18 protein-coding genes are annotated in these 20,695 nt (G+C 71.1%); 8 read left to right on the top strand and 10 right to left on the bottom strand.

Features of this window, described 5'->3' with window-relative positions; genetic code table 11:
* Positions 1–6: 6 nt before the first annotated feature.
* The 4 genes from OHU35_RS28950 to OHU35_RS28935 are packed head-to-tail and all read right to left on the bottom strand — an operon-like array spanning position 7 to position 4,349.
* Entirely contained in the window at positions 7–654 is a 648-nt protein-coding gene (locus OHU35_RS28950; protein ID WP_189723193.1) for an ATP/GTP-binding protein, read from the bottom strand.
* The gene (locus OHU35_RS28945) at positions 635–1,057 is read right to left on the bottom strand and encodes a DUF742 domain-containing protein (RefSeq protein ID WP_189723192.1); all 423 of its coding nucleotides are present in this window, start codon (positions 1,055–1,057) and stop codon (positions 635–637) included. Before OHU35_RS28945 ends, OHU35_RS28950 begins: the two co-directional genes overlap by 20 nt.
* Positions 1,054–1,575, bottom strand: coding sequence for a roadblock/LC7 domain-containing protein (locus OHU35_RS28940; protein ID WP_189723191.1), 522 nt, complete (start codon positions 1,573–1,575; stop codon positions 1,054–1,056). Before OHU35_RS28940 ends, OHU35_RS28945 begins: the two co-directional genes overlap by 4 nt.
* A complete protein-coding gene (locus OHU35_RS28935; protein WP_405507373.1) occupies positions 1,572–4,349 on the bottom strand; it encodes a nitrate- and nitrite sensing domain-containing protein in 2,778 nt (925 codons plus the stop codon). The genes OHU35_RS28940 and OHU35_RS28935 overlap by 4 nt, the downstream gene beginning before the upstream one ends.
* A gap of 356 nt (positions 4,350–4,705) precedes the next feature.
* On the opposite strand from OHU35_RS28935, the gene OHU35_RS28930 reads away from it, so the two are divergent.
* The gene (locus OHU35_RS28930; protein WP_189723189.1) at positions 4,706–5,491 is read left to right on the top strand and encodes a protein phosphatase 2C domain-containing protein; all 786 of its coding nucleotides are present in this window, start codon (positions 4,706–4,708) and stop codon (positions 5,489–5,491) included.
* A 26-nt stretch (positions 5,492–5,517) separates the two neighbouring features.
* Here the strand turns inward: OHU35_RS28930 and OHU35_RS28925 are convergent, their stop codons facing one another.
* The 3 genes from OHU35_RS28925 to OHU35_RS28915 form a co-directional block, all read right to left on the bottom strand.
* Positions 5,518–6,012: a MarR family winged helix-turn-helix transcriptional regulator gene (locus tag OHU35_RS28925; protein ID WP_189723188.1), complete on the bottom strand. Its 495-nt coding sequence runs from the start codon at positions 6,010–6,012 to the stop codon at positions 5,518–5,520.
* A 177-nt stretch (positions 6,013–6,189) separates the two neighbouring features.
* Positions 6,190–8,613 (bottom strand): endopeptidase La, encoded by a 2,424-nt coding sequence (gene lon / locus OHU35_RS28920; protein WP_189723187.1) that lies wholly within the window; start codon positions 8,611–8,613, stop codon positions 6,190–6,192.
* A 134-nt stretch (positions 8,614–8,747) separates the two neighbouring features.
* Positions 8,748–9,524: a rhomboid-like protein gene (locus tag OHU35_RS28915; RefSeq protein ID WP_189723186.1), complete on the bottom strand. Its 777-nt coding sequence runs from the start codon at positions 9,522–9,524 to the stop codon at positions 8,748–8,750.
* A gap of 172 nt (positions 9,525–9,696) precedes the next feature.
* Here OHU35_RS28915 and OHU35_RS28910 point away from each other — a divergent pair, with 172 nt between their 5' ends.
* From OHU35_RS28910 to OHU35_RS28890, 5 genes are all read left to right on the top strand, one after another.
* Positions 9,697–10,374 carry a spermidine synthase gene (locus OHU35_RS28910; RefSeq protein WP_189723185.1) on the top strand — a complete coding sequence of 226 codons (678 nt, stop codon included), beginning with the start codon at positions 9,697–9,699 and terminating at the stop codon, positions 10,372–10,374.
* Positions 10,375–10,509: 135 nt separating this feature from the next.
* Complete coding sequence (locus OHU35_RS28905) at positions 10,510–11,250, top strand: response regulator transcription factor (protein ID WP_184590528.1); 741 nt, start codon at positions 10,510–10,512, stop codon at positions 11,248–11,250.
* Positions 11,247–12,359 (top strand): HAMP domain-containing sensor histidine kinase, encoded by a 1,113-nt coding sequence (locus tag OHU35_RS28900; RefSeq protein ID WP_189723184.1) that lies wholly within the window; start codon positions 11,247–11,249, stop codon positions 12,357–12,359. The genes OHU35_RS28905 and OHU35_RS28900 overlap by 4 nt, the downstream gene beginning before the upstream one ends.
* A gap of 281 nt (positions 12,360–12,640) precedes the next feature.
* A complete protein-coding gene (locus OHU35_RS28895; protein WP_189723183.1) occupies positions 12,641–16,456 on the top strand; it encodes a multifunctional oxoglutarate decarboxylase/oxoglutarate dehydrogenase thiamine pyrophosphate-binding subunit/dihydrolipoyllysine-residue succinyltransferase subunit in 3,816 nt (1,271 codons plus the stop codon).
* An 86-nt stretch (positions 16,457–16,542) separates the two neighbouring features.
* Complete coding sequence (locus tag OHU35_RS28890; protein WP_003992906.1) at positions 16,543–16,722, top strand: DUF6104 family protein; 180 nt, start codon at positions 16,543–16,545, stop codon at positions 16,720–16,722.
* A 50-nt stretch (positions 16,723–16,772) separates the two neighbouring features.
* Here the strand turns inward: OHU35_RS28890 and OHU35_RS28885 are convergent, their stop codons facing one another.
* Positions 16,773–17,612: a hypothetical protein gene (locus OHU35_RS28885; RefSeq protein WP_189723182.1), complete on the bottom strand. Its 840-nt coding sequence runs from the start codon at positions 17,610–17,612 to the stop codon at positions 16,773–16,775.
* A 148-nt stretch (positions 17,613–17,760) separates the two neighbouring features.
* Between OHU35_RS28885 and OHU35_RS28880 the strand changes: the two genes are divergently transcribed.
* On the top strand, positions 17,761–18,729 hold the full coding sequence (locus tag OHU35_RS28880) for a DUF4097 family beta strand repeat-containing protein (protein ID WP_189723181.1): 969 nt from the start codon (positions 17,761–17,763) through the stop codon (positions 18,727–18,729).
* A gap of 1 nt (position 18,730) precedes the next feature.
* A complete protein-coding gene (locus OHU35_RS28875) occupies positions 18,731–19,834 on the top strand; it encodes a PadR family transcriptional regulator (RefSeq protein ID WP_189723180.1) in 1,104 nt (367 codons plus the stop codon).
* Between the two features lie 21 nt (positions 19,835–19,855).
* Here OHU35_RS28875 and OHU35_RS28870 read toward each other — a convergent pair whose 3' ends face one another.
* Together OHU35_RS28870 and OHU35_RS28865 are read right to left on the bottom strand one after the other, a co-directional pair.
* On the bottom strand, positions 19,856–20,419 hold the full coding sequence (locus tag OHU35_RS28870) for a Clp protease N-terminal domain-containing protein (protein ID WP_189723179.1): 564 nt from the start codon (positions 20,417–20,419) through the stop codon (positions 19,856–19,858).
* Positions 20,419–20,628: a helix-turn-helix domain-containing protein gene (locus OHU35_RS28865; protein ID WP_127178005.1), complete on the bottom strand. Its 210-nt coding sequence runs from the start codon at positions 20,626–20,628 to the stop codon at positions 20,419–20,421. The genes OHU35_RS28870 and OHU35_RS28865 overlap by 1 nt, the downstream gene beginning before the upstream one ends.
* Between the last annotated feature and the right edge of the window lie 67 nt (positions 20,629–20,695).

Here is a 20,695-nt window from a genome sequence, read left to right as displayed (position 1 = left end):
TGTCCTCTACTCGGGGGTTTCGTCGAGCGCGTGGCCCACCAGGGCCAGGAGGGTCTCGATCACGGAGATCCGGCGACGCGCGTCCATGATCATGACAGGTATGTGTCGCGGGATGGTCAAGGCCTCCCGCACATCCTCCGGCTCGAACAGCTCACTGTCGTCGAAGTGGTTCACCGCGACCACGTACGGCAGCCCGGAGCTCTCGAAGTAGTCCAGTACCGGGAAGCAGTCCTTCAACCGGCGTGTGTCGGCCATGACGACCGCGCCGATCGCGCCGCGCACGATGTCGTCCCACATGAACCAGAACCGCTGCTGGCCCGGCGTGCCGAACAGGTAGAGCACCAGGTCGTCGTCGAGCGTGAGGCGCCCGAAGTCCATGGCCACGGTGGTGGTGGTCTTGCCCGGTGTGGCGGTGAGATCGTCGGTGGCCTCGCTCGCCTCGGTCATCAGCGCCTCGGTCTGCAGGGGCGTGATCTCCGAGACGGCGGTGACCAGGGTGGTCTTGCCCACGCCGAAGCCACCCGCCACCACGATCTTCGTGGCTATGGGGGCGCGGGTGCGGTCCGTCTCCCAGGCGTGCATGCTCGCGTCGGGCTGAACGGACGGGGATGTTGCGGAGACGCCGTGAGCGGCGTCAGAGACGACGGAGTCCACTCAGCACCCTTTCCAGCAGAGCTCGGTCCGGGCGGCCCGTGCCGTGGCCGGTTCCCGTTCCGTACACACGAATCTTTCCCTGGTCCGCGAGGTCGCTGAGGAGCACGCGGACCACGCCGAGCGGCATCTTCAGCAGCGCGGCGATCTCGGCCACCGTACGCATCCGGCGGCACAGTTCGACGATGGCCTGGAGCTCCGGCATCACGCGGGTGGAGAGGGAGCCGTTGGTCAGTTCCCGGCGCTCCTCCGGGGCCTCCAGCGCGGCCGTGCTCGCCACGAACGTCTCCACCAGGAGGACGTGGCCGAACCGGGTGCGGCCGCCGGTGAGCGAGTAGGGGCGGACCCGGGCGGGTTTGCGGCCACCGCCGCGGACCGGGAGGTGATGCTTCGGTGTACTGCTCATCGGGCACTCCCCGTCGTCTGGGACCGCTCCAGGGAACTACGGAGCTCGCTGCGGAGTTCGGGCGTCAGGACATGGCCGGCGCGGCCGACGAACAGGGCCATGTGGTACGCCACCACGCTCATGTCGCACTCCGCGGAGCCGTGGACGCCGAGCAGCGAGCCGTCGCTGATCGACATCACGAACAGGCTGCCCTCGTCCATCGCGACCATCGTGTGCCTGACCCCGCCGAAGTCCATCAGCTTGGCGGCGCCGACGGTGAGGCTGCCGATGCCGGAGACGATGGTGGCCAGGTCGGCGGCGGAGCCGCGCGGGCTCCGCTTGGTTCCGCGCGCCTGCAGGGCCTCACGGGCCTGCTTGTTGCGGTGGTCGTCGGAGGAGAGCAGGAGCAGTCCGTCGGAGGAGACGACCGCGACCGAGAGGATGCCGGGTACCTCCTCGACGAGGTTGGTCAGCAGCCAGTGCAGGTTGCGGGCCTCACTGCTCAGCCCGATCAGTCCGAAGGTACTGGGAGCGGTCAACTGCTTGCCTCCTCGGCTGTGCCCCCCGTGGCTTCTTCGGATTCAGCTGGTCCTGATGTGCCGGTGACCGGCCGCTTGTGCGAGGCCGTCTGCTCGGCGATCTCCGCCTCCACCTCGCGGTAGCCGGCCTGGGCGCCCTGGCGGAAGCCGCCGAGGCGGCGGCGGAGGGCCGCGGCGTCCACGGAGCCGCTGCGCTGGCGTGGGGCGGTCTCCGGAGCGGTGATCTTCGGGGTGCGCTTGGGGAGGCCCTTGTCGGTGACGCGTTCGTGTTCCACGTCAGCCTCGGCTTCGCCTTCGGCGTATGCGTTCCCACCCGCGCCCCCCGTGCGGGTTTCGTGGTCGTGGGCGGGTGGCCCCTGCGGGGCGGACTCGCCGTCGGCGGCCGCGGATTCGTGCTGCGTCGGCTCCGGTTCCGCCTGCGGTACCGGGGCCAGCACCATCGTGGTCTCGGCGGGAGTCTCCGGCGGTGCCGCCGGTTCAGCCGGTTCCGGATGCTCTGCGGCGCCTTCCGCCACCCCCGCGGTCTCTTCCCGCCGTACGGCCTTCTCCGCCAGCGTCACCAGGGGGTCCGCGCCGTTCGCGCGGCCGTGCAGGACGTTGGAGTTGGCCTCGGCGTCGGCGCCCGGGAAGGAGACGGTGTGGGTCGTTCCGGAGAGCGGGCCGGAGGCCGGGACGGCCGTGTGCGGGGCGGCCGCGAGGAGGGTGCGGGGCAGGACGACGACCGCCGCGACACCGCCCTGCTTCTGCTCGCGCAACTGCACGCGCACCCCGTGACGGTGGGCGAGGCGGGCCACGACGTACAGGCCGAGGCCGAGACCGTCCTCACCCTCCTGGTCGTAGGGCGCCTCCGGGTCGAAGTCGGCGAGGCGGGAGTTCAGGCGCTCCAGCCGGTCCTCGGCCATGCCGATGCCCTCGTCCTGGACGGAGAGCATGACCTCGCCGTTCTCCAGCAGCCAGCCGGAGACCTCGACGGGCAGGTCGGGCGGGGAGAACGACGTGGCGTTCTCCATGAGTTCGGCCAGCAGGTGGGAGAGGTCGTCCGCGGCGAACCCGGCTATGTGCGCATGCGGCGGCAGCGCGGCGATGCGGACCCGCTCGTACCGCTCGATCTCGCTCACCGCGGCACGGACGATGTCCACGAGCGGCACGGGCCCGGCGGCGTGCTGGACGTGCTCCGTGCCGGCGAGGACCAGGAGGTTCTCGCTGTGCCGGCGCATGACCGTCGCGAAGTGGTCGAGCTTGAACAGGGTCGCGAGCCGGTCCGGGTCCTGCTCGCGCTCCTCCAGGTTCTCGATGACGGCCAGTTGCCGCTCGACCAGTCCGAGGGTGCGCAGCGCGAGATTGACGAACGTGCCGCCGATGGCCGTGCGCACCCGCTCCAGCTGGGCGACGGACTCGGCGAGTTCGCCGCGCAGTTCCTCGCGTGCGTCGGCCATCTTCTGGCGCTGGCCGACGAGGTGCTTGCGGTCGGACTCCAGCGTGCCGATCCGCTCGGTCAGGGCGGCCGCGTGCCCGTGCAGGGCGTTGACGGAGCGGACGACCTGGGCGAACTCGTCGTTGCGGCCGGTGAACTTCACCGGCTCCTCGGCCACCGGGTCCTCGGCTTCGGCGAGGCGTTTCGACCCCAGCCGCAGGACCGCCAGGGGCCGGGTGAGGCTGCGGGCCATGCCCGTGGCGACGCCGACGGCGAGCAGCATGAGGGCGCCGAGGACGGCGATGCGGATCTCCAGCGCGGTGACGTCGTCGTCGCGCAGCGCCTCGAGGTCCTTGGTGCTCCGGTCGTAGAGGGCGGACTCCACGCCGCGCATCAGGTCGACCCGGGCCGAGAGGGCCGCGTCCAGCCGCTTCGTGTCGACGGAGAGCTCGCTGCCCGCCATCGTCGGCTGGTCGGTGAGGGCGGCGAGGTACTTCTCGGCGGAGTTGACCTCGGTGCCGGTGACCGTGGAGTCGAACGAGGTGCGGGCCGCCTTGGGGGCGGTGTCGCGGAAGTCGGCCAGCGCCGCGTCGGAGCGCAGCCGGGCCTGCTGGGCGGCGGCGCTCAGGGCGTCGCGCTGCCGGGCGTCGGCGTCGGAGGAGGTCTCGGTCGGCAGACCGGTGACGGGATCGGTGACCGTCTCGCCGCGCGGCACGCTGAGGGCGGCGAGCAGCAGCCCGCGGGCCGCGGCGGCCTGCTGGACGGCGGAGTCCAGCTCGGCCCGGGCGTAGGCGCCGGAGCCCGCGCGGGGCGGCGTCTGCTGCGCCAGCCGCTCGGCGAGCCGGTGGAGTTGGGTGATGGAGGTGGAGTACGCCTGGTGCGCTTCGAGCGCGCTGCTCTTGCCGGTGAGCGCCGCCCGGCGGACGGCCGCGATGTCGTCGAGGTCCGAGCGGAGCGAGGCGGGCGTGTCGGTGTCGGCCCGCAACTCCTCGACCTGCCGGTCCACGCGGGCGCTGCGCTGCTCGGAGGGCGCCTTGGCCTTGGGACGGCCGGCCGCTATGTAGGAGGTGACGTCGTCGCGCTCGTCGGCGAGGGAGTGCGCGAGCCCGAGGGCGTCCTGCGTCTGCTCCGCGAGCGTCACCAGTTCCTGGGAGTCGTGGAGTTGCCCGGAGGCGGCCAGGACGGACGGGGTGCCGGCTCCGGCGATGGCCGCGGCGACCACGGCCACGGCGACGATGAGCCGGTTGCGTACATGCGTGGGACGGCCCTTGCCGGTGGGGGGCGTCGGCTCAGTGCCCTGAGCGGGGGCCGTCTGCTTGCCTGTACGACGAGGCCGCGTCTTCTGCACCGGTGCTCGCATTCCTGACTCGTGAACCCATGGGCCCGGGTGACGTTCCGTCAACTGGCGCGCACTCCCGGTACACTTCCCGACCCTCCCAGCGCCGGTGGGCAGCGCACGCGCATCACCTGACCCGCCACCCGAAGGAGTGAACCCCGGACGAGAGTTGAGGGGCAAGTTCCGCTGACCCTTGCAGCAGCCTTGCGCGGCACGCCGGTTGGACGCCGACGGCGGGCGGTGGCAATATTCGCCACCACGCCTTCCCGGAACAAAGCATTCCATCCCAAAACAGGCGTCTGACCTGCGCGGCCGCACCGATCCCGCAACCATTGCCAGCCTTTTGCGACCCTTGTGAAGGGCTCGTGCAGACTGGCTGGATGCGCACTGAACTCGCCTCGGAGCCGGGAGACGCCGACCGCCCCAACGAGGACTTCGCCAGTGTCGGACTACCGGCCTCCGGACAGGGCGGTTCGGTCGTCGTCCTGGACGGGGTCACCCCGCCGAAGGGCGGGACGGGCTGTCTGCATTCCGTCCCCTGGTTCACCGCACGCCTCGGCGGAGCTTTGACCGAACTGACCGTTTCACTCCCGGATGCCCCTCTGGTCGACGCCCTGTCCCTCGCCATCGCGCGTACCTCCGAGGCCCACGCCGCAACCTGTGACCTTTCTCACCCCAGGACACCGCAGGCCACGGTGGTCGTGGCCCGCTGGACCCCGGCCACGGTGGAGTACCTGGTGCTCTCGGACTCCGCCCTGCTCCTGGAGTCCCCTGACGGCGTGGTGACGCCCGTCCTCGACGACCGCCTCTCCCTCCTCCCCCGCTCGGCGCTGGCCACGGACGCGCTGGTGGACTCCACGGTCCGCAACAAGGAGGGCGGCTTCTTCACCGCGGCAGCCGACCCCTCGGTGGCCCGGCGGGCGGTGACCGGAACGGTGCCGCGCCACGAGGTACGCGCCCTGACCGCCCTGACGGACGGCGCCACCCGCTGGGTGGAGAGGTTCGAGGAGGGCGACTGGACGGACTGCTTCCACCTCGTACGCAAGGAGGGACCACAGGCACTGGTGGATCGCGTACGGGCGCTGGAACGGGGGGACACCGCCAGGACGTTCCTGGGCCGGAGCAAGACGCACGACGACGCGACGGTGGTGTTCGTCGAGTTTTAGGCCATGGCCGGCCTGGGCGCCGGGAGCTACTTCTCCATGCCGCGGTTGAGCTGGTGCAGCAGTCGGGCCAGTTCCGTGACCTCGTGGGTGTCCCAGTCGGCCAGGCGGCCGGCGTAGCGGGCGCGGCGGGCCTCCCGCACCCGGCGGACGCGGTCCTGGCCCTCCCGGGTGAGGGCGACGAGCCAGGCGCGGCCGTCGGCGGGGTCGGGTTCGCGCGCGACCAGTCCGAGTTCCTCCAGGGCGCGCAGCTGGCGGGACATCGTGGCCTTGCCGACGCCGATGTAGGCGGCGAGCTCGGTGGCCCGCTGGCTGCCGCACTCGTCGAGCCGGACGAGGAGCCCGTACGCGGACGACTCCAGGTCGGGGTGGACCTCGCGCGCCATCTCGCCCTGGTTGGCCCGAGCACGCCGCAGCAGCACGGTCAGCTCACGCTCCAGCGCGAGGAAGGCGGGCTGATCCACACCGCTCGCGGCCAGGGCGGATTCGCCTCCCGGCCCGTCGCCGTTCCCGTTGTCCTGCACGTCAGCCCCTGCCTCGGTTGTCGCCCCGTACTGAGATTTTCCGTCACCTGCCGTCATCGCCGCAGTTCGGCAAGTATTCCGCAGGTCACGGCTCGCCCGTACACAGGGCCACCACACGGTGAAGGCCCGGGCCTCCCTCACGAGAGCCCGGGCCTACCCCTATCCGGTCACGCCCCGTCACGCCGCGACCGGAACCTCCGGCGCCGCCCCGTTCGTCGCGGGGGCGAGCGCCAGCTCCAGGACCTGGCGGACATCGGTCACGGCGTGGACGTCGAGCCTGTCCAGCACCTCGGCCGGGACGTCGTCCAGGTCGGGTTCGTTGCGCTTGGGAATGATCACGGTGGTGACCCCGGCGCGGTGCGCGGCCAGCAGCTTCTGCTTCACGCCGCCGATCGGCAGGACCCGCCCGGTCAGCGAGACCTCACCGGTCATCGCCACGTCCGTGCGGACCAGCCGGCCGGACAGCAGGGACGCGAGGGCCGTGGTCATCGTGATGCCGGCGCTGGGGCCGTCCTTGGGGACCGCGCCCGCCGGGAAGTGGATGTGCACGCCCCGGTCCTTCAGATCACCCACCGGCAGCTCGAGCTCGGCACCGCGGGAGCGCAGGAAGCTCAGCGCGATCTGCGCGGACTCCTTCATCACGTCGCCCAGCTGGCCGGTCAGGGTCAGCCCGGCCGCGCCCGTCTCCGGGTCGGCGAGCGACGCCTCCACGAACAGCACGTCACCGCCCGCTCCCGTCACCGCGAGCCCGGTCGCCACGCCCGGCACCGAGGTCCGCCGCTCCGCCGGGTCCTGCGCGGACTCGGGCACGTGGTGCGGCCGGCCGATCAGCCCGCGCAGATCCTCGTCCGTGACGGTGTACGGCAGCTTCCGCTCGCCCAGTTCGTGCTGGGCGGCGACCTTGCGCAGCAGCCGCGCGACGGACCGCTCCAGATTGCGGACGCCCGCCTCGCGCGTGTACTCACCGGCGAGCCTGCGCAGCGCGCCCTCGTCGACGGTCACCTCGCCCTCGGCGAGCCCGGCCCGCTCCAGCTGGCGCGGCAGCAGGTGGTCGCGGGCGATGACGACCTTCTCGTCCTCGGTGTAGCCGTCCAGGCGGACGATCTCCATCCGGTCGGCCAGCGCCTCCGGGATGGCCTCCAGGACGTTGGCCGTGGCCAGGAAGACCACGTCCGAAAGGTCCAGCTCGACCTCCAGGTAGTGGTCCCGGAAGGTGTGGTTCTGCGCCGGGTCGAGGACTTCGAGGAGGGCGGCGGCCGGGTCGCCCCGGAAATCCGAGCCCACCTTGTCGATCTCGTCGAGCAGCACGACCGGGTTCATCGACCCGGCCTCCTTGATGGCACGGACAACACGGCCGGGCAGCGCGCCGACGTACGTACGCCGGTGGCCACGGATCTCGGCCTCGTCGCGCACACCGCCGAGGGCGACGCGCACGAACTTCCGGCCCATCGCGTGGGCGACGGACTCGCCGAGGCTGGTCTTGCCGACGCCGGGCGGCCCCACGAGCGCGAGCACGGCACCGCCGCGCCGCCCGCCGACCACGCCGAGACCCCGGTCGGTACGCCGCTTGCGCACCGCGAGGTACTCGGTGATCCGCTCCTTCACGTCCTGAAGACCCGCGTGCTCGGCGTCGAGGACGGCCTGGGCGCCCTGGATGTCGTACGCGTCCTCGGTGCGCTCGTTCCACGGCATCTCCAGGACCGTGTCGAGCCAGGTGCGGATCCACGAGCCCTCGGGCGACTGGTCGGAGGACCGCTCCAGCTTGTCGACCTCCTTGAGCGCGGCCTCGCGGACGTTCTCCGGCAGGTCGGCGGCCTCCACGCGGGTGCGGTAGTCGTCGGACTCCTCACCGTCCTGCTCGCCGTTCAGCTCGCGCAGCTCCTTGCGGACGGCTTCCAGCTGACGCCGCAGCAGGAACTCGCGCTGCTGCTTGTCGACGCCTTCCTGGACGTCCTTGGCGATGGACTCGGCCACGTCCTGCTCGGCGAGGTGGTCGCGCAGCTGCTGGGTGGCGAGCTTCAGACGGGCCACCGGGTCGGTGGTCTCCAGCAGCTCGATCTTCTGGTCGGTGGTCAGGAACGGCGAGTATCCGGAGTTGTCGGCGAGCGCCGAGACGTCGTCGATGGCCTGGACCCGGTCGACGACCTGCCACGCGCCGCGATTGCGCAGCCATGCGGTGGCGAGGGCCTTGTATTCCTTGACCAGTTCGGTGACCTGGCCGGGCAGAGGCTCCGGCACGGTCTCGTCGAGACGGGTGCCCTCGACCCAGAGGGCGGCGCCGGGACCCGTGGTCCCCGCCCCGATGCGCACCCGGCCCCGGCCTCGGATCAGCGCGCCCGGGTCGCCGTCGGCGAGCCGGCCGACCTGCTCGACGGTGCCGAGGACACCGGTGTTCGCGTAGGTCCCGTCGATCCGTGGCACCAGGAGTACCCGGGGCTTTCCGGGCGTTGACCTGGCAGCGGCCTGAGCGGCCTCCACCGCGGCACGGACCTCGGAGTCGCTCAGATCCAGCGGGACCACCATCCCGGGCAGCACGACCTCGCCGTCGAGCGGCAGCACGGGCAGGGTGAGCGGTGTGAACGCCTTGGACTCAGCAGCCATGATCTCCCCTTCGGCAGTCAAGTTGAGCTATGCCGACTCAATGCATGGGAGCTGCCGGATGTTCCCCGACCGCCGTTCGCTGTGAGCGATCACCTGTGACAGGGGGATACGAAGGGAGGGGAGGTCGCAGCGCGCTACGCGCGCCACCGCCGCAGCACCGGCCAGGTCGCGATGCCGATGGCCAGGGCGATCAGGTGCCCCCAGTTCGTCATCGGGTCGGTGAAGGCGAGGAGGTCCTGGAGCAGCATCCCGCCGAAGACGGCCAGCAGCGGCACGCGCAGCCAGAGCGGCAGCAGGCCGGCCAGGGCGCCGGTGCCGGCGGCGACGCCGAAGCTGACGCCGTAGTCGAGGCGGTGCAGCGAACTGTCGGGGAGGTGCCCGGCCAGCACCGCGAGCCCCACCGGGACCTCGGTCGCCAGGGTGGCCAGGACGTGCCCGAGCAGGAAGACACCGGCCGTGCGCAGGCCCCCGATCCGCCGCTCCAGCGCGGTCAGCACCAGCACGAACCCGATCGTGAACGGCGAGGCCACCCCACCGGCGACCCACAGCGCACTGCCGACCAGCACCAGCCCCGGCGTCCGCACCAGGTGCGCCACATCGGTACTGGAGGCCTGGAGCAGGGCGTGGACCAGCGCGGGGTCCGCGTACGCGGAGATCAGCGAGGTGACACAGAGCACGACCGCGTACCCGAACGTGAACGGCGTACCCGTCGGCGTGGGCAGCAGCCGCCAGGGCCGCGGCACCCGGAGCCGGGGCTCCTCCACCGGGACGGACTCCCGTACGCCCGCGGCCACGCTCTCTCGCGGGCCCCGCTGCCTGGGAACCCCGTCCAGCAGCCCCGGCGCGTCGGAAACGGGCACGCCCGCCGGCGCCGTCGCGGCCGTCTCGTCGGGCGGCGCGGTGCGTTCCAAAACGGGCGCTCCTTCCGTCATGTCCCAGCCTTCGCGTGTTCCTACCCACCTGTCTGTGACCGGCGCCACGCGAGAGCCGATTCACAGCAACCCGAAAGCCGCGTACCGCGTCCCCCGCCGGCCGCTCCGTAATTCTTGGCGCCGGACACCCCGCACCTGCCAGGATGTTCCGATGCCCACCTCGAACGACCCACCCGATGTACTGGACCGTCGCGAGGGCCCGCACGGCGAGGTCGTGCTGCGGCGGCACGGTGACCTCCTGGAGATCATCGCGAACGGCTGCTTCCTGATGGACACCTCCGACGGCCGCTCGGAGCGTCGGCTGGTCGACGCGGCCCTGGACGCCCTGGCCGGCCGGCCCCGTCCGGACGTGCTGATCGGCGGACTCGGCGTCGGCTTCTCCCTCGCCCACGCGGCGGCGGACCCCCGCTGGGGAGGGATCGCGGTCGTGGAACGCGAGCACGCGATTGTCGAATGGCACCTCGACGGCCCGCTCTCCGTGTTCTCCGCCGAGGCCCTTGCCGACCCCCGCGCGAAAATCGTCGAAGCCGATCTCGTGACATACGTCAATGAGACATCCGACACGTTCGACGCCCTGTGTCTCGACATCGACAACGGCCCCGGCTGGACCGTCACGGAGGGCAACGGAAATCTCTACTCGGACGCCGGACTGGCAAGCTGCGCACGGGTGTTGAGACCCGGTGGCGTACTCGCCGTCTGGTCCGCCCAGCCCTCGCCGGAATTCGAAGAAACCTTGCGGAATGCCGGGTTCCAGCGGGTGCGTACCGAAGAGATCCCGGTTGCCCGGGGCGTTCCCGACGTCGTACACCTCGGCATCCGCCCTGGATAGCAAACGTGTGCTGACTCCCCGTACGCTGCTCCCCTGACGCCGATCATTCAAGCGTCAATCGCAACGATGCGCAGGCATAGCCAGTCAGAAGGAATCACCCCACTGATTCCGGAAAGCACACCCCAGGGGCGGGCGATGGAGCAGACACAGACCTCCCACAACGGTTCGGCGACGGCTACCCCAGGCGCGCAGCGCCGGGTTCTCGTCGTCGAGGACGACGCCACGATCGTGGACGCCATCGCGACCCGCCTGCGCGCCGAGGGCTTCCTCGTGCAAACGGCGGGCGACGGTCCGGCAGCGGTCGACACGGCCGAGGCCTGGCAGCCCGACCTGCTGATCCTCGACATCATGCTGCCCGGCTTCGACGGTCTGGAGGTCTGCCGGCGCGTGCAGGCCGCCCGGCCGGTGCCGGTGATGATGCTCACCGCGCGCGACGACGAGACCGACATGCTGGTCGGGCTGGGCGTCGGCGCCGACGACTACATGACGAAGCCGTTCTCGATGCGGGAGCTGGCGGCGCGTGTGCACGTGCTGCTGCGCCGTGTGGAGCGGGCCGCGCTGGCCGCCGCGACGCCGCGCAGCGGCATCCTGCGCCTCGGCGAGCTGGAGATCGACCACGCGCAGCGGCGCGTGCGGGTGCGGAGTGAGGATGTTCACCTCACTCCGACCGAGTTCGATCTGCTGGTCTGCCTGGCGAACACCCCGCGCGCCGTGCTCTCGCGCGAGCAGCTGCTCGCCGAGGTCTGGGACTGGGCGGACGCCTCCGGCACCCGGACCGTCGACAGCCACATCAAGGCGCTGCGCCGGAAGATCGGCGCCGAGCGGATCCGTACGGTGCACGGCGTGGGCTACGCGCTGGAGACCCCGACGCCATGAGCGGCGGGCCGGCCGCACGGAGAAACCCCGGGGAGCCGGAACCCTGGGGCGGGGTGAGCCCGTTCTCGATCAAGACCAAGCTGGGCGCGCTGGTCGTCATCTCGGTGCTGATCACCACAGGTCTGTCGGTGATCGCGGTGCACACGAAGACGGAGCTGCGCTTCATCACGGTCTTCTCGATGATCGCCACACTTCTCATCACGCAGTTCGTGGCCCATTCGCTCACCGCGCCGCTGGACGAGATGACGGCAGTGGCCCGCTCCATCTCGCAGGGCGACTACACCCGCCGGGTGCGGGACAACCGCCGTGACGAGCTGGGCGACCTGGCGGTGACGATCAACGCCATGGCCGACGAGCTGGAGGCCCAGGACCGCCAGCGCAAGGAGCTGGTGGCGAACGTCTCGCACGAGCTGCGCACGCCCATCGCGGGGCTGCGCGCGGTGCTGGAGAACATCGTCGACGGCGTCACCCAGGCCGACCCGGAGACGATGCGCACGGCCCTGAAGCAGACCGAGCGGCTCGGCCGGCTGGTGGAGACGCTGCTGGACCTGTCCCGCCTGGACAACGGCGTCGTACCGCTGAAACAGCGGCGCTTCGAGGTGTGGCCGTATCTGTCGGGCGTGCTGAAGGAGGCCAACATGGTCGCCTCCGTGCGCGCGGGCATCGCCACCGGCTCGGGAAGTCACACCCGTACGGACGTCCATCTGCACCTCGACGTCTCCCCGCCGGAGTTGACGGCGCACGCCGACCCGGAGCGCATCCACCAGGTCGTGGCCAACCTCATCGACAACGCGGTCAAGCACAGCCCGCCGCACGGCCGGGTCACGGTCAAGGCGCGGCGCGGCACGCTGCCGGAGTCGCTGGAGCTGGAGGTCCTGGACGAGGGCCCCGGCATTCCGAAGTCCGAGTGGCACCGCGTCTTCGAGCGGTTCAACCGCGGCAGCGCCAAGCGGCCGCAGGGCCCGGGCAGCGACGGCGGCACGGGGCTCGGCCTGGCGATCGCCCGCTGGGCGGTGGATCTGCACGGCGGTCGGATCGGAGTGGCCGAATCCGAGCGAGGTTGCCGGATTCTTGTCACTCTTCCGGGACTTCCATCTCTGCCAAGTTGACGTAAAGTTCGAAGCGGAGCCTCAAGATCCACGGGCGTCCGCGCTGACGGACACGTGTGATCAGGCACAGACCCGCGCCGTCGGCGCCCCGGGTGCCGCTCCGCCCTTCCCTCCTTAAGCGGAACCACGCTTGTTTCCCGCCATTTCAAGCCCCGAAACACTCTCTGAAGTGTGACTTGCGTGACGTTGAACGGGCCCGGCCTGACCTTCGCGGTCGGGGAGGCGTAGCCTTGATTCCCGCTGTCCATCATCTTGTGAAGCGGAAGAGGGCGGTTGCCGCCGTGTCGCCACAGTCCCCCAGTAACTCGAGCATCTCGACCGACACCGACCAAGCGGGGAAGAACCCTGCCGCGTCGTTCGGTGCCAACGAGTGGCTCGTCGACGAGATCTATCAGCAGTACCTCCAGGACCCGAACTCGGTAGACCGAGCCTGGTGGGACTTCTTCGCCGACTACAAGCCAGGGGCGGCCGCCGCCTCGGCTCCGGCGGGTACCGCGGCCGCGGGGGCCGCGGGGACCACCACCGCTCAGCCGGCGGCCCAGGCCGCCCCCGCGCAGGCCGCGCCCCCCGCCCAGGCGGCCGAGAAGCCCGCCGCCGCGCCGGCTCCCGCCCAGGCGAAGCCCGCCGCGCAGGCCCCGGCCCAGGCCGCCGCTCCGGCGAAGGCCGCTCCGGCCGCCGCCAAGCCGGCCGCCGCGAAGCCGAAGGCCGAGCCCGCCGCCGAGGCCCCGTCGGGCCCCGAGCAGGTCGTGCTGCGCGGCCCCGCCGCCGCGGTCGCGAAGAACATGAACGCCTCGCTGGAGGTGCCCACGGCCACGTCCGTGCGCGCGGTCCCGGTGAAGCTGCTCTTCGACAACCGCATCGTCATCAACAACCACCTGAAGCGCGCCCGGGGCGGGAAGATCTCCTTCACGCACCTGATCGGCTACGCGATGGTGCAGGCCATCAAGGCCATGCCGTCTATGAACTACTCCTTCGCGGAGAAGGACGGCAAGCCGACCCTGGTCAAGCCCGACCACGTCAACTTCGGCCTGGCCATCGACCTGGTCAAGCCCAACGGCGACCGTCAGCTGGTCGTCGCGGGCATCAAGAAGGCCGAGACGCTGAACTTCTTCGAGTTCTGGCAGGCCTACGAGGACATCGTCCGCCGCGCGCGCGACGGCAAGCTGGGCATGGACGACTTCACCGGCGTGACGGTCTCCCTGACCAACCCCGGCGGTCTCGGCACGGTCCACTCGGTGCCGCGTCTGATGCCCGGCCAGTCCGTGATCATGGGCGTCGGCTCCATGGACTACCCGGCTGAGTTCCAGGGCACCTCCCAGGACACCCTGAACAAGCTCGGCATCTCCAAGGTCATGACGCTCACGTCGACCTACGACCACCGGGTGATCCAGGGCGCCGCCTCCGGCGAGTTCCTGCGGATCGTCGCGAACCTCCTGCTCGGCGAGAACAACTTCTACGACGAGATCTTCGAGGCGCTGCGCATCCCCTACGAGCCGGTCCGCTGGCTCAAGGACATCGACGCCTCCCACGACGACGACGTCACGAAGGCCGCCCGCGTCTTCGAGCTGATCCACTCCTACCGGGTCCGCGGCCACGTCATGGCCGACACCGACCCGCTGGAGTACCAGCAGCGCAAGCACCCCGACCTGGACATCACCGAGCACGGGCTCACCCTGTGGGACCTGGAGCGCGAGTTCGCCGTCGGCGGCTTCTCCGGCAAGTCCCTGATGAAGCTGCGCGACATCCTCGGCGTGCTGCGCGACTCGTACTGCCGCACCACCGGCGTCGAGTTCATGCACATCCAGGACCCCAAGCAGCGCAAGTGGATCCAGGACCGCATCGAGCGCCCGCACACCAAGCCGGAGCGCGAGGAGCAGCTGCGCATCCTGCGCCGGCTGAACGCGGCGGAGGCCTTCGAGACCTTCCTGCAGACGAAGTACGTCGGCCAGAAGCGCTTCTCCCTGGAGGGCGGCGAGTCCGTCATCCCGCTGCTGGACGCGGTCCTGGACAGCGCGGCGGAGTCCCGTCTCGACGAGGTCGTCGTCGGCATGGCCCACCGCGGCCGGCTGAACGTCCTGGCGAACATCGTCGGCAAGTCGTACGCGCAGATCTTCCGCGAGTTCGAGGGCAACCTCGACCCGAAGTCGATGCACGGCTCCGGCGACGTGAAGTACCACCTGGGCGCGGAGGGCACCTTCACCGGCCTGGACGGCGAGCAGATCAAGGTCTCGCTCACCGCCAACCCCTCGCACCTGGAGGCGGTGGACCCGGTCCTGGAGGGCGTCTCGCGCGCCAAGCAGGACATCATCAACAAGGGCGGCACGGACTTCACGGTCCTGCCGGTGGCGATCCACGGCGACGCGGCCTTCGCGGGCCAGGGCGTGGTGGCCGAGACCCTGAACATGTCGCAGCTGCGCGGCTACCGCACCGGCGGCACGGTCCACATCGTCATCAACAACCAGGTCGGCTTCACGGCCGCCCCGGAGTCCTCGCGCTCGTCGATGTACGCGACGGACGTGGCCCGCATGATCGAGGCCCCGATCTTCCACGTGAACGGCGACGACCCGGAGGCCGTGGTCCGCGTCGCGCGGCTCGCCTTCGAGTTCCGCCAGGCGTTCAACAAGGACGTGGTGATCGACCTCATCTGCTACCGCCGCCGCGGTCACAACGAGTCGGACAACCCGGCCTTCACCCAGCCGCTGATGTACGACCTGATCGACAAGAAGCGCTCGGTGCGCAAGCTGTACACCGAGTCCCTCATCGGTCGCGGCGACATCACCCTGGAAGAGGCCGAGCAGGCGCTGCAGGACTACCAGGGCCAGCTGGAGAAGGTCTTCACGGAGGTCCGCGAGGCCACAGCGCAGCCGGCCGCCGCGGAGCCCACCGACCCGCAGGCCGAGTTCCCGGTCGCCGTGAACACCGCGGTGACCTCGGAGGTCGTCAAGCGGATCGCCGAGTCCCAGGTCAACATCCCCGACCACATCACCGTCCACCCGCGTCTGCTGCCGCAGCTGCAGCGCCGGGCGGCGATGGTCGAGGACGGCACGATCGACTGGGGCATGGGCGAGACCCTCGCGGTCGGCTCCCTCCTGCTGGAGGGCGTCCCGGTCCGCCTGGCCGGCCAGGACTCGCAGCGCGGTACGTTCGGCCAGCGCCACGCGGTCATCATCGACCGCAGCACCGGCGAGGAGTACACGCCGCTGCAGTACCTCTCCGAGGACCAGGCGCGGCTCAACGTCTACAACTCCCTCCTCTCCGAGTACGCGGCGATGGGCTTCGAGTACGGCTACTCGCTGGCCCGCCCCGAGGCGCTCGTGATGTGGGAGGCGCAGTTCGGCGACTTCGTCAACGGCGCGCAGACGGTCGTGGACGAGTTCATCTCGTCGGCCGAGCAGAAGTGGGCGCAGACCTCCGGTGTCGTCCTGCTCCTGCCGCACGGCTACGAGGGCCAGGGCCCGGACCACTCCTCGGCCCGCCCGGAGCGGTTCCTCCAGATGTGCGCGCAGAACAACATGACGGTCGCCATGCCGACGTCGCCGTCGAACTACTTCCACCTCCTTCGGTGGCAGGTGCACAACCCGCACCACAAGCCGCTGGTGGTCTTCACGCCGAAGTCGATGCTGCGCCTGAAGGCGGCGGCGGCCAAGGCGGAGGAGTTCACGACGGGCCAGTTCCAGCCGGTCATCGGCGACACGACGGTGGACGCGGCCGCGGTCAAGAAGGTCGTCTTCTGCGCCGGCAAGGTCTACTACGACCTGGAGGCCGAGCGTCAGAAGCGCGGCGTCACGGACACGGCGATCATCCGCATCGAGCGCCTGTACCCGCTGCCGGGTGCCGAGCTCCAGGCGGAGATCAAGAAGTACCCGAACGCCGAGAAGTACTTGTGGGCCCAGGAGGAGCCGGCGAACCAGGGTGCCTGGCCGTTCATCGCGCTCAACCTGATCGACCACCTGGACCTGGCGGTCGGCGCCGACGTCCCGCACGGCGAGCGCCTGCGCCGCATCTCGCGCCCGCACGGCTCGTCCCCGGCGGTCGGTTCCGCGAAGCGGCACCAGGCCGAGCAGGAGCAGTTGGTGCGTGAGGTGTTCGAGGCGTAAGCGCCCTCGCGCGTCGTAACCGACCGGGCCGCATCCCCGCTACGGGGGTGCGGCCCGGCCGTTTGCGCGCACATATCCTTGACGGCATGTACTTCACGGACCGTGGCATCGAGGAACTGGAGAAGCGGCGCGGCGAGGAGGAGGTCACCTTCGAGTGGCTCGCCGAGCAGCTGCGGACGTTCGTCGACCTCAACCCCGATTTCGAGGTGCCGGTGGAGCGCCTGGCGACGTGGCTGGCACGGCTGGACGACGAGGACGACGAGTAGGAATCCGCCGGGTCTCGGCACCCAGCAGCCCTCGGGCGGCCTTCCGAGCGTCAGTCGCGTGGATACGTGAGGCCGTACGCCAGGCCCAGCGTGCCGTTGGCCAGCAGCAGCCCTCCGGCCGCGACCCAGCCCCCGTTGCGCCGCCGTAGCCCCCAGGCCAGGAGCGGTACGCCCGCCGCCACCTGAGCGAGAGCCAAGGCCCGAGCCCTCGGGCCGCCGGTCCAGGGCATCCAGGGGCCGAGGCGACTGTGACCGACGGTGTGGCGTTCCCCGACGGCCTCACGCCCGCCCGGCCATGCGACCGGGAGGCTGTCCGGCCGGAGCGCGGCGGCCTTCCGGAGGCGGTCGGCGGGTTCGCCGGGGGCGAGTTCGGGAGGCAGCGAGACGCCCACGCGCGCGAGGACCGCCAGCAGACCGCGCAGCCGGGTGCGGGCATCGGCCGCGGAGTCGGGTTTCGCCAGCTCGTCGAGGGCCTGCACGTCCAGGACGGGGTCGAGGCCCACACGCTCGGCGAAGGTGCGCATCGCCTCGTCCTCCCCCACCGGGACGCCGCTCCCGAGCCAGTCGAAGCCGACCGGGCGGCGGAAGCCGGACGCGAGCAGGAAACCCGCGTGGTCGGCGTCCCACCACAGGGCGAGCACGGGCCAGGGCGTGCCGACGGCGAGGGCCGTGGCCCAGCCGGTGACCACCCGGTCGACGGGCTCGCCGCCGTCCCGCCAGGGCCCGCCCTCGGGGACGAGCACGCTCCAGTCGTCGCCCGCCCGAACGAGCTGCATGGGTTCGCGCAGCAGGTGGGCGACGGGGGCGACGGCCCCGGGCACCGCCCTGCACAGCAGGAGCGCCCCAGGCGCGGGACCTGCGGGTCCGGTGCGGCCAGCTTCCGTCGGCATGGTCACACGCTAGGGCGACTCACCCCCGTTTGAACACTTTTAGCCACTCCGCCACCCCCACAACGAGTGTCTTGACTTTCCCTCCCCACGATATATCGTGAATACGAGAAGACGCGATATGGCGCGTTGAGTCGGGGAGGTCTGCACCATGTCCGAGTGGTCCGTCGCGGAACCGAAGAAGCTCGCCTTCGACGAGCCCGTGAGCGATCTGCATGTGCGACTCGTCAACGGAACGGTGAACGTGGTGGGCACGGACGAAGGTTCCGCCCGCCTGGAGATCTCCGAGATCGAGGGCCCACCCCTGGTGGTGACCCAGCAGGACGGCACGCTCACGGTGGCCTACGAGGACCTGCCCTGGAAGGGCTTCCTCAAGTGGCTGGACCGCAAGGGCTGGCGCCGCAGCGCGGTGGTCTCCCTGGCCGTCCCGGCCGGCACCCGGGTGGAGGTGGGGGTGGTCGGCGCGGCCGCCGTGATCTCCGGGATCCAGGGACCGTCGGTGGTGAAGGGCGTCACGGGCGACACGACCCTCGTGGGACTCTCCGGCCCGGTCCGCGCCGACACGGTCTCCGGCAATCTGGAGGCCCAGGACGTGACCGGCGACCTCCGGTTCAACTCCGTCTCCGGCGACCTCACGGTGGTCGACGGCTCCGGCCCCTCCGTGCGGGCCGAATCGGTCAGCGGCTCCATGATCATCGACCTCGACCCGGACGGCCCCACGGACGTGCGGCTGACCAGCGTCTCGGGCGAGATCGCGATCCGCCTGCCCTACCCGGCGGACGCGGAGGTCGAGGCCAACACGGCGAGCGGCGCCATCTCCAACGCCTTCGACGGACTGCGGGTGCACGGCCAGTGGGGCGCCCACAAGATCACGGGCCGTCTCGGCGCGGGCAACGGCACACTGCGGGCCACCACCGTCTCCGGCTCGATCGCCCTGCTGCGCCGACCGGCCGGAGAGGACGAGGACGAGCCGTGGGACTCACGGCCCGGCACGGGCAACTCGCCGACGGACCCGCCGGTCGGCCCGCGGGTCGACTCGGGAGACAATTCCGTCTCCGGCCGGAGCGAGGGCCCCACCAGCGTCCCGGCCGACGGCACGACCGACAAGAAGGTGCTCTGACATGCCCCCCGTCTTCGCCCACGGCCGCCTCCGCCTCTACCTGCTGAAGCTGCTGGACGAGGCCCCCCGCCACGGCTACGAGGTGATCCGCCTCCTCGAGGAGCGCTTCCAGGGGCTGTACGCACCGTCGGCGGGCACGGTCTACCCGCGCCTGGCCAAGCTGGAGGCCGAGGGCCTGGTCACCCACACCACCGAGGGCGGCCGCAAGGTGTACTCGATCACGGACGCCGGCCGGGCCGAACTGGCCGACCGCAGCGGCGAGCTGGCCGATCTGGAACTGGAGATCCGGGAGTCGGTCGCGGAACTGGCCGCCGAGATCAAGGCCGATGTGCGCGGAGCCGCGGGCGACCTGCGCCGCGAGATGCGCGCGGCGGCGACCGAGGCCCGCCGCGGCAACGGCAGCAAGCCCCCCGGCGCACAGGACGCCCCCTTCGGGGACTTCACGGCCTACGGCGACAAGGAAGCCTGGCGCGTCGCCAAGGAGGAGATGCGGCGCGCCAGGCAGGAGTGGAAGGAACAGGCCCGCCGCGCCAAGGACGAGAGCCGCCGCGCCCGCGAGGACGCCCAGCGCGCCCGCCGCCAGGCGAAGGAGGCCCAGGAGCAGGCCCGGGCCCAGGCCCAGGAGCAGGTGCAGCACATCGCCCGCCGGGTCCAGGAGCAGGTACAGGACCACTTCACCCGTGGCGACTGGCCGACGGGCCTGCGCGAGGGCCTGAGCGAACTGGTCAAGGAGGTGGGCGAGTTCGGAAAGGGCTACGGCAAGGACTTCGGCTTCGACTGGACAGGCACAGGCACAGGATCCGACACGAAATCCGCCACGGGATCCGACACCCACGGGCCGACCTCCCCCGAGCCGCCGCCCCCCTCAGGGCCCTCTGCGGACTTCCCGGCCGCCTATGAACCGGCCTGGGCCCACGAGGACACCGCGGACTCCACCGGCGACCCCGCCCGCGACCTGGACCGCCTGCTCGACCGCTTCCGGGACGACATCCGCGACGCGGCCCGCGACCACGGCGTCACCTCCGACCAGCTGCGCGACGCCCGCCGTCACCTGTCGACAGCGGCGGCCCACATAGGAGCACTGCTGCGCACGCCGAAGAAGTAGGCGGCCAGAGGGAAAGCCCCGTCACCCGGCCTTGGCCTCGCCACCTCCGTACAGCACCCGCACCAGGGACTCGTACGTCACCCCGTGGTCGGCGAGGACCTCGGCCGGCACGCCGGGGCGCATGGTCAGGGCCAGCAGGATGTGCTCATCACCGATGTGCCGGTCCCGCTGGGCGAGAGCGACGCGCAAGGAGTGCTCCAGAACCCCCTTGGCACCCCGCCCGAACGAGGGCCGCCCCGACCACCACCCCTTGTCCTTCCGGTCGCCGGACATGGCGCCGACCCCGTGCACCTCCTCCACCCTGGCGACGATCTCCGCCACGTCGATCCCCAACCCGGCGAGCGCATCGGCATCGGCCTGTGACAGCCCCGCCCGCCGCCGCGCCTCACGCACCGCCTGGCGCACGGACTCCCGCCGCTCCCCGAGCCCGAGAGCGGTCAGCGCGAACGACCCACGACTGCCCTCACGGTCGAGCAGCGCCAGCAGCAGATGCTCCGGCTCCACACTCTGCCCATCACCCCCCTCCACGTACTCGAACGCGCTCTTCACCACACCCCGGGCGTCTTTCGTGAACCGCTCGAACATCAATGCCTCCCGTACTTCTTGTGCACGGCCTGCCTGCTCACACCGAGTTCGGCGGCGATCTCCTGCCACGACCAGCCCTGATGGCGCGCATTGCGCACCTGTACGGCTTCCAACTGCTCCAGCAGCCTGCGCAGCGCGGCGACGGCCCGCAGGCCGACCCGTGGATCACGGTCACCCGCGCGCTCGGCCAGATCCGTTGCTTCGGTCATGCCGTCAACCTACGTTGACACCCACCTACCGTCAACCCTAGTTGACACACGAAAGCGGCCGGCCCAT

The sequence above is a fragment of the Streptomyces purpurascens genome (genome assembly GCF_045040895.1).
GTDB classification, from domain to species: domain Bacteria; phylum Actinomycetota; class Actinomycetes; order Streptomycetales; family Streptomycetaceae; genus Streptomyces; species Streptomyces purpurascens.
This window is presented reverse-complemented; position numbering and strand designations above follow the sequence as displayed.

Coding starts and splice junctions, on each gene's coding strand:
- OHU35_RS28945 (WP_189723192.1), bottom strand. CDS start 1,057: ATGAGCAGTACACCGAAGCATCACCTCCCGGTCCGCGGCGGTGGCCGC.
- OHU35_RS28935 (WP_405507373.1), bottom strand. CDS start 4,349: ATGCGAGCACCGGTGCAGAAGACGCGGCCTCGTCGTACAGGCAAGCAG.
- OHU35_RS28930 (WP_189723189.1), top strand. CDS start 4,706: ATGCGCACTGAACTCGCCTCGGAGCCGGGAGACGCCGACCGCCCCAAC.
- lon (WP_189723187.1), bottom strand. CDS start 8,613: ATGGCTGCTGAGTCCAAGGCGTTCACACCGCTCACCCTGCCCGTGCTG.
- OHU35_RS28910 (WP_189723185.1), top strand. CDS start 9,697: ATGCCCACCTCGAACGACCCACCCGATGTACTGGACCGTCGCGAGGGC.
- OHU35_RS28905 (WP_184590528.1), top strand. CDS start 10,510: ATGGAGCAGACACAGACCTCCCACAACGGTTCGGCGACGGCTACCCCA.
- OHU35_RS28900 (WP_189723184.1), top strand. CDS start 11,247: ATGAGCGGCGGGCCGGCCGCACGGAGAAACCCCGGGGAGCCGGAACCC.
- OHU35_RS28890 (WP_003992906.1), top strand. CDS start 16,543: ATGTACTTCACGGACCGTGGCATCGAGGAACTGGAGAAGCGGCGCGGC.
- OHU35_RS28885 (WP_189723182.1), bottom strand. CDS start 17,612: ATGCCGACGGAAGCTGGCCGCACCGGACCCGCAGGTCCCGCGCCTGGG.
- OHU35_RS28880 (WP_189723181.1), top strand. CDS start 17,761: ATGTCCGAGTGGTCCGTCGCGGAACCGAAGAAGCTCGCCTTCGACGAG.
- OHU35_RS28875 (WP_189723180.1), top strand. CDS start 18,731: ATGCCCCCCGTCTTCGCCCACGGCCGCCTCCGCCTCTACCTGCTGAAG.
- OHU35_RS28870 (WP_189723179.1), bottom strand. CDS start 20,419: ATGTTCGAGCGGTTCACGAAAGACGCCCGGGGTGTGGTGAAGAGCGCG.
- OHU35_RS28865 (WP_127178005.1), bottom strand. CDS start 20,628: ATGACCGAAGCAACGGATCTGGCCGAGCGCGCGGGTGACCGTGATCCA.